7 protein-coding genes and 2 pseudogenes are annotated in these 13371 nt (G+C 44.6%); 6 read left to right on the top strand and 3 right to left on the bottom strand.

Translation table 11 applies throughout. The features are described from left to right. The first annotated feature begins 59 nt into the window (after positions 1–59). A pseudogene (locus A142_RS06060) lies at positions 60–2435 on the top strand (glycoside hydrolase). A 72-nt stretch (positions 2436–2507) separates the two neighbouring features. On the opposite strand, the gene A142_RS06055 reads toward A142_RS06060, so the two are convergent. Continuing rightward, positions 2508–3410, bottom strand: a complete 903-nt coding sequence (locus tag A142_RS06055) for a LysR family transcriptional regulator (protein ID WP_019822143.1) — start codon at positions 3408–3410, stop codon at positions 2508–2510. Between the two features lie 128 nt (positions 3411–3538). Between A142_RS06055 and A142_RS06050 the strand changes: the two genes are divergently transcribed. The 5 genes and pseudogenes from A142_RS06050 (at position 3539) to A142_RS06030 (ending at position 9666) form a co-directional block, all read left to right on the top strand. Beyond that, the gene (locus tag A142_RS06050) at positions 3539–4603 is read left to right on the top strand and encodes an HlyD family secretion protein (protein WP_019822141.1); all 1065 of its coding nucleotides are present in this window, start codon (positions 3539–3541) and stop codon (positions 4601–4603) included. 3 nt (positions 4604–4606) lie between these two features. Further along, positions 4607–6157 carry a DHA2 family efflux MFS transporter permease subunit gene (locus tag A142_RS06045; protein WP_019822139.1) on the top strand — a complete coding sequence of 517 codons (1551 nt, stop codon included), beginning with the start codon at positions 4607–4609 and terminating at the stop codon, positions 6155–6157. Positions 6158–6443: 286 nt separating this feature from the next. After that, positions 6444–8032, top strand: a pseudogene (locus A142_RS06040) (response regulator). Next, positions 8026–8358 (top strand): Hpt domain-containing protein, encoded by a 333-nt coding sequence (locus tag A142_RS06035; RefSeq protein WP_017060508.1) that lies wholly within the window; start codon positions 8026–8028, stop codon positions 8356–8358. Before A142_RS06040 ends, A142_RS06035 begins: the two are co-directional and overlap by 7 nt. 411 nt (positions 8359–8769) lie before the next feature. Beyond that, a complete protein-coding gene (locus tag A142_RS06030; protein WP_019822137.1) occupies positions 8770–9666 on the top strand; it encodes a sigma-70 family RNA polymerase sigma factor in 897 nt (298 codons plus the stop codon). A gap of 184 nt (positions 9667–9850) precedes the next feature. On the opposite strand, the gene A142_RS06025 is transcribed toward A142_RS06030, so the two are convergent. Then, positions 9851–10204, bottom strand: a complete 354-nt coding sequence (locus A142_RS06025) for a hypothetical protein (RefSeq protein ID WP_019822135.1) — start codon at positions 10202–10204, stop codon at positions 9851–9853. 195 nt (positions 10205–10399) lie between these two features. Further along, positions 10400–13371: cadherin-like domain-containing protein (locus tag A142_RS06020; protein WP_019822133.1), on the bottom strand; the 2972-nt coding region annotated here is incomplete at its 5' end.

Here is a 13371-nt window from a genome sequence, read left to right as displayed (position 1 = left end):
ACAAAGCACTAGCACTACTTAGGTGTAATAACCGTACTTACCCTTTTCGGAATCTAAATATGCTCAGCGTACGTCACCCACTCAATCTTTTTACTTTTGCCATTGTGGCTCTAACAACAGCTTGTCTGTTTTCATCCAATGCACAAGCGAGCCAAATAACGCTCACCAGTAACAACAATACCGTCTCTATTTCATCGAATACTTTAGAGATAGATTGGAACGGCTTAAGCGTTAACAGCGGCGTTCTCACTGTTGATAGCCAACCACAGAAAGCGACCAATCTGGTCATTGGCTTTTCCGATAAAGCTTACTCAGAAAAAATCGCCACTTGGACCTTAGTACCCAGTGGGATAAAAGTTGAGGCAGAACTAAATCAAGAACAACTCACTTTTCAGTTCAGTTTCCCTTCAAATATACAGGTGAAACGTAACCAGCCCGTAGAGTTGGCGTGGTTTGATCTAGCAGAACAACAAACTCAGACCCTATTTCTTCCTTTTAGCGAAGGCATGCGTGTACCTACAAATAACAAGCTTTGGGGTAGTTATCTAGTCGACAACCATTCTGGAAGCAACACCACTCAAGACCTAAAGATGCCTTTTTGGACAGCACAACAGAACGACCACTTCATTAGCTATCAGATGATTAATGCGACCAACAATCAACTGCTCTTTTCAGATGCATCCTCTAATGCTTCCTCAAATACAAAGACCAAAATTGATATGAAGGCATCACACCAATTTACGATGCTCAATCAGTCACAGCCTTTTATTGTTCGTATTACCCTCGGAGACTCGTGGTTAGATGGTGCCAAACAATACCGAGATTGGCGCATCAATAATGACCAGTCTGAAACACTTGTAGCAAAGCAAAAGCGCAATCCAGATGTAAGTAAGTTGATCGGCGCGAGCCACGTTTATTTGTTTGGCAAAGATCCACTAAGCGTCCAAGATGTAAGCGACTGGTGGGGATTGAAAAGCTGGTATCTAAAGGGCTCTAAACTCAACGTTTCCAAGGAAGCAAAAAGAGAGCTTTCATCACTCTCCAAGGGTAAAGATTGGTTCAGTCAGTACCACAAACAGTTATTGTTGGACTCTATTAGCCAGTCGTTGCAGGTGTTATTTCCAATCGGTAATCCGACACTCGAAAACAATACGATCAAAGCTCAATACGTGGCAGCGCAGAACAAGAAAAATTGGTTGGTTGAACACGCCTCCCCCTAACTAAACTCGTCAGACACTTGGGGACAAGCGTTGTCTTCAGATATGGTCGCCAATCTAAATAAGGCAGGCTTAAGCAAACTTTGGCTCGGATTTGATAATTGGATGCCAGCATTCTATCAACCTAACGCTGTGGGTCTGGCAAAACAGTCAGGATATCTGGTCGGCACCTATGACTCCTACAACACAGCCATTCCTGCGAAGCTGAACGACAACTGGCTAACCGCTCAATTACCAGAGCCAATGCGTCAAAGTTGTGCCATTGAACTAGCGGATGGCAGCCTAAAAAAAGGGTTTCGAGGTAACGGATTCTATCTTAATCCGAATTGCCATTTAGATTACGTAAAGCAGCGCGCTCAAGACATTATGAAATTCGGCAACTTCAACAGCTTGTTCTTAGATGTTGATGCAACCGCCATGGCACGTGAAGATTACAGCGGCTCTATAAACAGTCATAGCAAGAGTCATAGCAACAGCAATGTCAATGGCGATACAAACGAATCGGATATGCTTTCTGCCTTCAACAACCGAATGCAGTGGCTAAGCGAGCAACCATCGTTAGTATTAGGGTCTGAAGACGGCAACAGCCTAACAACAAAAGGCATCGTGTTTGCACACGGCTTAGAAACGGTTGGTTTTGGTTGGACAGATAAAGACATGAAAGGGAACCGCCGATCTCCCTATTACTTAGGTCGTTGGTACCCAGACCACAAGCCTGACTTCTTCTTTAAACCCGCCGAGGTTAAAGAGCCCTACAAGTCGCTACTGTTTTCGCCACAATATCGAATTCCGTTATACCAAGCCGTTTTCCATGATGAAGTAATCAATACGCACCATTGGCACTCAGACAGCCTTAAGTTCACTAATGTACAAGCAGAACGTGACTTAACCGCGATGCTGTACAACACACCACCGATGGTTCACTTGACCAGAGATGAAGCTTTATCAAGTTCAAGTCCAAGGATCAAAGCACTCAAACGCTATCAAGATGGCTTTGAACCGATGCACGAACAGTTATGGGATAAAGAGTTGGTCGATTTCGACTGGTTAGATAAGAACGGAGATGTTCAACAAACCGAGTTCAGTGACGGGAGTAAGATCATTGCCAACTTCTCCAACAAGACCTTTCGTCACGATAACGTTGATATTGCGGCCCTGTCGGTCAAAGCTATATTGGCGAATGGACAAGTCGTCGATTGGCAGTCAACTTATCATTAGCTTCGATACGGTTTAGGCAAAAACGATTAATAGGAAGCCTAAGCACTTATTTACCCGCTAAGGTTATCCCCGTTACTTTTGCTTCCTATTTTGAAAGGCAGTCAGTAGATAGTCGATAAAGACCTTTTTACGTTTCGGCATCAACTGTCTGTCTGCATACACTAGGCTTACTGAAACTTCTGGCATCTCATACTCAGGTAACAAACGAATCAGCTTCCCTGTCTTGAAGTGCTCACGACAAATGAATTCAGGAAGCACCGCCAAGCCGAGCCCATCCACACACGCTGTTAGGCATGCCGTGATGGTATTCACTCGCAACTGACACGGCAGATCGATCAAAATCGACTCACCGCCTTCTAATTGCAAATGCCACTTAGGTAGACGTGCCGCCTTGTTCACCACTTCAATCATCCTAAATGGAGGCTTAAGGTTATCGGGTGAAGAGATTTCACCGAACTGTTCTAAATACTCAGGGCTGGCTACCAATACACGCTTCGATGTTGTGAGGTAGCGAGAAACCAAGCTCGAATCCACCAGCTCACCAATTTGCGCGTAAAGATCGATCCCCTCCGCAATGATGTCGACTTCTCGATTCGACAGTTCTAAGTTCAAAGTCACGTTTGGGTGCTCTTTTAGGAAACTGTGGATGTATGTGGGTAATACTTGATGTCCCAATTCGACAGGCAACACAACATTCAACTGCCCTCGGATCAAATCCTGATTGGCAGAAACCTCTAACTCAGCTTGGTTCATGATCTCTTGCATCTGCATACTCGACTGATAAAAGCGCTCACCCTCTGGCGTTAAAACTAAACTTCGTGTCGAACGAGTGATCAACCTCACACCTAGGTGCTGCTCGAGCTCGTCAAGCTTTCGGCTGACGGTCGACTTGGTCATATTCAATGCTTCAGCTGCGTGCGTGAAACTCCCACAATCAACAACTTGTGTAAAAACAGTCACAGCATTTAAGTCCATCGTACTTCTCCCAAAGCCCTATTAGTAAGATTAATGCAACAGTGTTTCCCTTTTTTCCTATCTTATCAATCAATCGAATTCATTTACAATTCGTTACATCTAAATAAAAACAAAATGAGAAATAAAAAATGACAGAGAACAACAACGCTTCGCAATCAGTAAGCACAAAAAAACGTAAAAAAGCCCCGCTTATTGCTACTGCGATCATGCTGTCATTAGGTCTTGCTGGTGCGGGATATTGGTACGGCTATGGCCAATACTTTGAATCTACCGACAATGCCTACCTACAAGGCGACATCACGAATATAAGCCCGAAGGTGTCTGGCTATATTGTTAAGTCTTACGTAAGTGATAACCAATCGGTTAAACAAGGTGACTTGCTGGTTCAAATTGATGATCGTGATTACCAATCTGCACTTGCTCAGGCGAATGCGCATTTAAGCGTCGTTCAATCAAGCGTACACAACCTTATCGCTCAACAAACGTTACAACGTAGCCAAATAAATCAAGCTGAGAGCCGTGTTGATTCCGCACAAGCTGAATACGAGCGTGCAATCCAACAAGTCGTGCGTTCTCGTAGCTTATTAAAGCGTAACTATGCTTCGCAAGATGAAGTCGACAGCATGGTCGCACAACAAAAAGTCACCCAAGCAGAACTTGAAGAAGCAAAAGCAAACCTCGTCGCAAGTAATGATCAGCTAATCGTGATTGCGAGTGAAATCGAACAAGCAAACGCATCCGTGACTGAAGCTCAAGCACAAAGAGATCAAGCACAACTTAACCTTGATTACACCAAAGTTTACGCGCCAGCAGATGGTGTAATTGGCAAACGCAGCGTGCGAGAAGGTCTGTTGATTCAAGCCGGCGCGCCACTTATGAGTTTGGTACCAAACAACCAAGTGTGGATCGAAGCTAATTTCAAAGAGACACAGTTAAGCGGCATTCATAAAGGTCAATCCGTAGAAGTTGAATTAGATGCCTTCCCGGGACAACCACTTGAAGGCGTGGTAGACAGTTTCTCTCCTGCGACTGGCGCCAAGTTTGCGCTACTGCCACCAGAAAACGCGACCGGTAACTTTACTAAAATCGTTCAACGTGTACCGGTGAAAATTACCATTCCAGATCAGCAAGAATTGAAAGGTAGATTGCTTCCTGGTTTGTCTGTGGTAGCGACCATCGATAAACGAGGCTAGATCATGAGTAACGCTGGTGTTGTCACCCACACTAATGATGATGGAGTGGTTTCTAGACGCCATTGGATCGCCCTATTTGGCGGTTTGATTGGCGCGTTTATGGCGATCTTGGATATTCAGATCACCAACTCGTCTCTCAAAGATATTCAAGGCGCGCTGTCTGCCACCTTAGATGAAAGCTCGTGGATCTCTACGTCTTATCTAGTCGCAGAGATGATTGCTATTCCACTCAGTGGTTGGCTTTCTAAAGCGCTCGGTAAACGCCGTTATATCACGTGGACGACGGCCATTTTCACCATTTCATCTTTGCTGTGTTCGTTCTCTTGGAATATGACCTCGATGATCGTATTCCGAGCGATGCAAGGCTTCAGTGGTGGCGCTTTAATCCCGCTTGCTTTCTCGTTAGTGATTCAGTTATTACCTGTTAACAAACGGGCTGTGGGTATGGCACTGTTTGGCGTAACCGCGACCTTTGCTCCATCGATCGGCCCAACATTTGGTGGTTGGCTGACGGAGAACTTTTCATGGCACTATATTTTCTACATCAATATTCCGCCTGCTTTGCTTGTGATCACCATGATCCGATATGGCTTGGATGATGAAAAGCTCGACCTTGGCACGCTGAAAAAAGCGGACTGGTTTGGTATCGCCACCATGGCGTTAGGGCTAGGTTGTTTGGAAGTGATACTAGAAGAAGGTAACCGTGAAGAGTGGTTCAGTTCGAGCTTTATTATTGGCTTGAGTATCGTGTCGGCGGTGAGTTTGGTTTACTTTGTGATAAACGAACTCCAACACAAAAAGCCATTGGTTAACCTGCGGCTATTGCGGGATGGGCAGTTTGCTATGTCTTGTATCGCCTATTTGATTTTGGGGATGGCATTGCTCGGCTCTATCTATGTTCTGCCGATGTATCTCACTCAAATTCAGCAATATAACGCGATGGAAATTGGTGAAGTGCTAATGTGGATGGGTTTCCCACAACTTCTGATATTCCCAATTGTGCCCAAGCTAACACAGATAATTAAGCCTAAGTACTTGGTGACCTTTGGCTTCGCAATGTTCGGTTTCAGTTGTTACGTGAATACGCACATGACAATCGATTTTGGTGGCCAGCAGCTGATTTTGTCTATGGTTCTGCGTGCTATCGGTAGCCCATTTATTATGGTTCCGCTGTCTTTGGTTGCCATGAAGAACATCAGCAAAATGGACACGCCAGACGCATCAACGTTAACCAACGTGATGCGAAACTTAGGGGGCGCTTTCAGCATCGCGATTATCGCTACGCTATTGGATAACAAAACCCGTGAGCACTTGGCACACATCAAGGAGTCGTTACCTTCTGTGAGTCAACTTGGTTGGCAGACGCTTCAGCAACAACAAGCGTTTTTCATTCTGTCAGGAAGTGATGCCGCAACGGCGATGCAACAAGCGCAAGCAAGCTTACTTGGTACAATGCAACGTGACGCTGCCATCATGGCTTACAACGATGTGTTCTTAATGATGACGGCGTTCTTGGCTCTAGCGGCAGTATTGATTTTGAACATGCGTGATTAGCGCTAGTTTTTTAGTAAGTAAAACTTCAAAAAAGACTACATTTCAAATAAACAATCGTGTAAGAAAACAGAGAGGTAAGCTTATCGGCTTACCTCTTTTTTATTTCTAAAACACAGATACCCCCACAAAAATAAGGTAAACGTAACCTGCGTTTGAAGGCTTTCATAAATGCTATCGAATACTCTTTAATTACCAATAGTTTATTGAGTGTTTGTATGTGATATAGGCACCTTGACAATGTGCAACTTGACACCTAAATTAAAAATAACATTTGGTATTGAGGAAAATGGATTTGACCTTACCACCTGACCTACGAGTTTTAATTGTCGACGACTCCAAGAGTGCAACTATTCTTATAAAGCAGCAACTCTCGAGCTTAGGCATTTCACATGATTGCATCTTTATTGCGACCGACTATCGACAAGCCATTAAAGCGGTCGAGACGCACTCTTTTCATGTACTCCTCATTGACTACCACTTAGAACAGTCTTTTACTGGCTTTGAGCTGTTGGGTATTCTGTATCGAAATCGCCTCATCGATCATACGGTGGCGACAATCTTGCTCTCTGGGGATATGCGTCAGGAAACCGTATTGACTGCCCTTTCTGGCGAAGCACATCACTTTGTTTCTAAACCGATCAATACTCAATCTTTAGGCAAGAAGATTCAAAGTGCTGTGTCCGTTTCGAAGAAACTCACCCAACTGAATGACTTATATCCGATCACTAATCTGGAACGATTGACACAAGCGTTAGCGATCTCCCCTAATGGCAATAGCGTTCAGTTCGAAGCGACATTGATTGAACATTTAATTGGAGGTAAGAAATGGCAGTTACTCTCTAGCGTCATTAACAACTCGAAAACCAACATGCACCCAACCAAATTGGTGGCTGAGGCGCTGATTCTCGACAGCTTAGGCAAGCCAAATTTAGCCATAGATAAGCTCCACAATTTTCTGATAGCGCAGCCACTCTCATTAAGCGTGATTGATTGCTTAAGCTGTATCTATGAAAAACACAAAATGCTGCTGCCTGCTCTTAAATTGGCGATTCGTGCATTTGAGATGACACCGAGTATCAGCCATCGTGCAATCAGGGCGATCGACTTGGCTGAGAACGCAGATAACACACACATGATCATAAAGTTAGGTGAGATGTATGCAACCCACATTTCAGCTGCTGACATCGATGTCATCCATTCCATTGGTGCGCACTTTAATTCGTTAAAAGCAACGTATCAGCGCGAGACGCAACTAAAGTACAAACGTATTTTGCTTGAGCACGCCAACCAATTCACCGAGTTGGTAAACCTAAAACTTCCGGTAAAACAACAGCAGCAAGTTTTGGCCAGCCTGCCCTATTTCAGAGCAGCATATTGCTCATCGAAAATAGCCCTCAGGTTGCCCACAAAAAAGTGATTAGAGCTTCGACCCTGTTAGCGAATAATTTCCACAGCCAACCGACTTACTTGCTCGCTCAACTATTACCACTGCTCGTCCACTTTGGTGAGTACTCTCTTTATCATTTGGCAATGGAATGTCTAAAATCTCGTGGAGAAGCAGTAAATCATCAACTTGAGTCTAAAAATGTCGACCCTTCAACGTGTATAAACATTGAAAACTTTGGGTCGATCCAGGAATTAAAGGACTACATTCACAGTTACCCATATTCAGTTGCCGCCAAACTTGACTATATATACGCCATCAATAAAGCTCATATAGATGAGAAACTTAGCGATGACTATCTACAAGAAATCTTACAGTTAGAACTGCCTCCAAAATGGAATCAATGGATTAGTGATTCATCAAGGTATGGTTTTTCCACTAAGCCGCCTAGCCCATTTTCAACATTCAGCCGACAGGAGTCCACATGCTAGACTTTGATGCTTTAAACGCCTATTTAGACAATGACAGAGACGTCATTTACGCCGTTTTGTCTACATATCAAGAAGACCATGGCAATTCGCTACAAGAGATCGAAGAGTTGGTTCAACAACAAGACTGGGGCAAGCTTCATTTTACCGTGCACACCTTAAAAGGCATTTTAGCCAGCTTTGGTGAAGAAACGGCCACAGTTGCATTGGAAAGAGTAGAACAAAACACACTCAATAAGCTTGCGCCACAAGATGATGACCTTTCGGTTATCTATAGCGAAATGAAGATCATTAATCAGCAAATCGATGAGGTTCTTAGCACTTATTAGTCGATAGAATTAAAACGTGCGTGGCGATACTTAACAGCCGACACAGCTAAAAGAGTTGAGGTACTTGGAAACATTGAACCTCGACTCTTACCATTTTTTTATCATATCCCCTCTCAATTATAGATCTAACCCACACCTATAAATTCACGGTATTTATCTAGACAAAGCAATGCATAATATATGCTTTGTAAACCAGCCATATTGATGTTTTAAATGAAAAACCAACACACTTGACGAGATGCAAAATAGTTAAATATTTGTAGATCTTTTTGTGACAAAAACATACGAAATTGCATTTTATTTATTGGTAAAGAAGGAACTGTTATCTACACTCTAATGAAACCAAGCGTTAATCACTTGGTGGCATAATAATAAAATAAAACGTTCAGTCGGCTAGATAAGGACAAGGAAATGAACAACGATAGTTTTGCTGCGTTTCAGGTGCTCACGGATGAAACACCCATTACCGAATCATTTTCTACCAGTGCAGACCCTTATGCTCATTATCTGAAAGATATTGTAGGCATTGATCTGCTGTCGCGTGAAGATGAGGTGTATTACGCAAAATTGAATCGCGCGGGTGATAAAAAAGCGCGTGATGTCATGATCGAATCAAACCTGCGCCTTGTTGTGAAAATCGCAAAGAGTTACCTAAAACGTAAAGGCAATAACTTCACCCTGCTCGACCTGATCGAGGAAGGCAACATTGGCTTAATTAAAGCCATCGACAAATACGATCCAGAACCAGGTTATCGTTTTTCAACCTATGCTGTGTGGTGGATCCGTGAAAACATTGAAGCCGCACTCATGAACACGGGTCGTACCGTGCGATTGCCAGCCCACGTGTGTAAAGAAATAAACAGCCTCGCCTCAAAAAAGCTCGATGTAAGCAAAAAAATGAGTAAAGAGGTTTCAATTTCTGAGTTATCAGACAGTTCAGGTGTTAAGGCCGAACGCGTCGATCAACTGGTGGCGTTAAGTGGGTTTATTGACGTTACGACAACGGTTGGAACTAGCCATGCTCCTATGGTGCTTGATCAATGCGAAAGTGAATATATCCTCGACCCTCAACAAGACTGTGAAGATCAATCCTTTACCCAAGCTCTAGAACAAATTATCAATACACTTCCTCCAAAATTACAAAAGGTACTCATCCACCGTTTTGGTTTCTTTGATAACAAGGTGAAAACGTTGTCTGAGATTGGACAAATGTCGGATGTGAACGTTTCTAATGAACGAGTTAGACAAATGCAGAAAGAAGCGGTCGAAAGAATTCAAAAGCGACTCAAATTTGATGGTTGGGTGTAAGCAGTTAAGCCGAAACTGAGTAGTCAGAATGCTAAATAACTAGATCAGACATTTAAAGAACAATCTTAAGGGTGAGCCTCAAAGCTTGCCCTTTTTGTTTGCTGATTCGCTAGAAAAACAAAAAAATCGTAAGCCCACGAACCCTAAGTCGCTAATAGCTAATGGCAAGCGCCAAAGCATTAATTTACCTTAAAGAAGTGACTCGCTCACTGCGCAAAATGAGATAATTGATATAAGTGGTTTCAAGACAATCTTGTTCCCACACTGATAAAATCCTTTTAGCCGCAAAATAATAATCTTTGTTTCTCAACAACATCCCAACGGTATGGCTAAGCTTTTCAAATCGAACATGGTCGCTCGCAGAGATGTAGTCATCTTCACTTTCAATAATGGGCGCTAAACCATCAGCAAACCAATTATTCAATATTTCTCGCATCTCTAATTCGGACTCAGGTACATCCACACTCGACAACTCACGATGTTGAGGTGGCGGCACTATGTACTTCGACGCTTGCGGTGAACTGACATAACGATACATGCCCTCACTCCTTTTTAACTCTCTCTATAGTAACTAAGAACATTCTTGTGGATTCTCAAGTTTTTTGAAGCCAAAGAATGAATCTCTGCGACAAATAAGAAAGCCATGCAAAGGTCACTCTACATGGCTTTGCTCAGGGCAACTTTACGCTGCCCCATCTCCTTGTCGGTTTAGACTAAAACTAAGCTCTCTCGATTAAATCGAGCTTTGGTCGAAGTCGTTGCCTTGATCCGTTCCAGTTTGAGAATCTGAATCGAAGCTTCCAGAGTCGTCCGTGAAGTCAACACCTTGGTCTTGACCTCCCGCACTTGTCCAGTCGCTGCCACCAGATTCCATACCTGCCATGTCCGGTTGCTGTTCTTGCGTAGAACCTTGCATGGTGTATTGATCATCGACCTCAACTTCAACAGAACCGCTAGCACCGTCTATTGAGCTACCCAATTCGTCGTAACCTTGGAATTGGATCTCGCTAGTACCTTCATAACCTTCTGGAAGTTCGACGGATACAGGCTGCTCTAGGTTGCCACTGATTGTGAAGCTACCATCACCGTTATCCAGTGCGTTGCTCACAGTTGCGCCCTCAGGTAAGCCAGACATATCAGCGTAATCAACCGATTCGTTACCACTCACCTCATCTGGAATCGAGATAGAGATGGTATCGCCCGGTGCCGCGGTTACATCTGCTGTACTGTCTTCAGTTTCAGCATCTTGAGCTTGGTCATCAGCTTGTTGAGCCACTTCCACTTGTTGCTCTTCTGTTGCTTGAGCAGCTTGGACTTGTGGTTCATCACTTTGTACTGAATCATCTTCAACTTGGATGCTTAAGCTGTGACTTGATACTTCACCGCCGTCGTTAACTTCAACATTCATCGCTAAATTGCCATCGAAGTCTTCGTTCGGCCAGTAAGTCCACTCACCTTCACCTGATTCGGCAAAGAAGCCAGCATCGTTCGCGTCTGCAACATCAACAACTTGTGCAGAATCACTCACGCCTAACTCATCCACCAGCTGTGCATCCGTGATAGTTAGTGAACCATCATCAGCTAAGGCATAACCTTCGCTCGCCGCCGCTTCATCTCCGCCTTGGATATCCACATTGAAGAAGCTTTCGATGCGATTCTCGCCATCGGTCGCTATAAACCCAACTTGAACATCTCCGGTGTAGTCTTCAGCAGGTGTGAATTGATAGTTACCTTGGTTATCGCTCTCAATTACGCCCTGACCTTCCATCAAGCTTACTGACTCAATGCTCAAACTATCGCCTTCTGCATCGCTCAGGTTCGCTAACATGTCTTCATCAGTGAACGACAAGGTTGCATCCGCTGCAATTTCCGTCGTTGTGATGCTGTTAACTTCTGGTGTTGCATTCTCTTGTGAGTCGCCTTCTTTCACGACTACGCCAGTTTGCTCATCATGAAGCACGCCATCTTTATCAACTACGTACGCAATGTCTGCTTCGCCCGTGAAGCCTGGTGCTGGTGTGAACGTCCAAGTGCCATCGCCATTATCGACAATCTCACCTTGGCTGCGGTCGGCAAGATGAACCAGTTTCACTTCATCATCGCTGTCAGCATCCACATTCTCAGCCAAACCAATTAGGTCGTCCGCCGTTAGGATGATGGAATCACCCGCTACAGTTTCGAAATCACCTGAATCGATACCATCATCAAACGCTTCCGGCTCATCTCCGTAATCAACCGTTGTTGCACTTACGGTTACGAAGAACTCACCATGGAAGTCTTCAGGAGGCGTCATTTGAATGTTTGAGATATCCCAGTCGAACAGGTCGATGTATTGACCCGGTTCGGTAATCATCACGGTATTCACACCATCGGTTACCTCGAATCCAACAGGGAAACCTGTCATCACCAAGTTACTGAGTGTTTCTGAGTCATCGACTAGGCCAACGTTCAGTCCCAAGTGACCCGTTTCATCTTCACCGAAGACTAATGGACCGTCATGGTCGGTGGTAATTACCGCACCATCTGCAACTGGACGTACGAACACAGGAACATCAAGAACCGTTTCGAACTCACCATCACTCACGACAACTTGTAGGTCAGAAACACCCGCAAAGTCGCCTGTTGGGGTGAATGTCCAAGTACCATCACCGTTGTCTGTCACTTCTCCGCCATCTTCACCGTCTGCGGTGATAATGCGAGAAACAACCAGGTCAGCGGTATCAATGTCACCGAACAAGTTCATCAAGTCGCCAGCATCGAAGGTGAACGCGCCATCTTCGTCTGTGGTCATCATTGCGTTGCCGACATTGAATGGTGCGTCGTTAACCGGAATGACATCCACATTCAGCGACCCATCAACCACCTCTTCATCGTCAGTAGCTTGATAACCCAGTTCTACTAAGCCATTAAAGTCTTGAGTAGTCACTAAGTGATACATGCCGTCTGGTTGCTGCGTTAAGGTCGCGTTCGCTGGTGCTCGAACAGTGATGCTCTCGATGCTGATCTCGTCGCCATCAAGGTCTGTTACTTGACCCGCGATGTATGCTGGGTCAATCACCATGACCACATCTTCTTCGCCTTGCATCTCAATGGTTGGCGCTTCAGGTGCATCATTGACTGGCGTGACATCGATGTTGCCGTCGACTGAAATTGTCTCTTGGCCATCGCTAACGTTAAACGTCATTGGCACATCGCCATTGAAGTTCTCGTTTGGTGTGAATGACCAAGTACCATCTTCGTTATCTAGCAACACACCTAAGCTAGGGTCGATTTGTAGACCAGAAGCTGACAGCTCGTCTGCGGTGTTATCGATGTCGGTAGCTTGAGCTAACAACATGTCTTGTGTGATAAGAATGGTGCTGTCTTCGGCTGTAGTTAGTTTCACATCCTCAGATTCAGGTCCATCGTTCACAGCCAGAACTTCGATTCCTGCCGTTGTTGTTGCAGTTGCACCGTCATCATCGGTCACAACCACATCTAGGCTGATATCACCATTAAAGTTCTCGTTTGGCGTGAAGGTCACAGACCCATTATCGTTTTGAACCAAGGTGCCGTCAGAGCCTGAGTAAGTAACGCTTTCAAGCGACACTTCACCGTCCACATCGGAGCTATTGGCAATTAACTGCTCAGGGCTCAATGTAATGGTGCCGTCTTCGTTCATCTGGTAAGACGTTGCACCCGCCACTGGTGCATCGTTAACGTCTG

Source organism: Vibrio splendidus 12E03, assembly GCF_000272105.2.
Lineage (GTDB): Bacteria > Pseudomonadota > Gammaproteobacteria > Enterobacterales > Vibrionaceae > Vibrio > Vibrio splendidus_I.
The sequence above is the reverse complement of the archived record's forward strand: the minus strand, read 5'-3'. Positions and strand labels throughout refer to the sequence as shown.

What these genes read in the sequence shown, in the direction of transcription:
- A142_RS06050 (WP_019822141.1), top strand. Translation starts at nt 3,539, where the DNA reads ATGACAGAGAACAACAACGCTTCGCAATCAGTAAGCACAAAAAAACGT.
- A142_RS06035 (WP_017060508.1), top strand. Translation starts at nt 8,026, where the DNA reads ATGCTAGACTTTGATGCTTTAAACGCCTATTTAGACAATGACAGAGAC.
- A142_RS06030 (WP_019822137.1), top strand. Translation starts at nt 8,770, where the DNA reads ATGAACAACGATAGTTTTGCTGCGTTTCAGGTGCTCACGGATGAAACA.
- A142_RS06025 (WP_019822135.1), bottom strand. Translation starts at nt 10,204, where the DNA reads ATGTATCGTTATGTCAGTTCACCGCAAGCGTCGAAGTACATAGTGCCG.
- A142_RS06055 (WP_019822143.1), bottom strand. Translation starts at nt 3,410, where the DNA reads ATGGACTTAAATGCTGTGACTGTTTTTACACAAGTTGTTGATTGTGGG.
- A142_RS06045 (WP_019822139.1), top strand. Translation starts at nt 4,607, where the DNA reads ATGAGTAACGCTGGTGTTGTCACCCACACTAATGATGATGGAGTGGTT.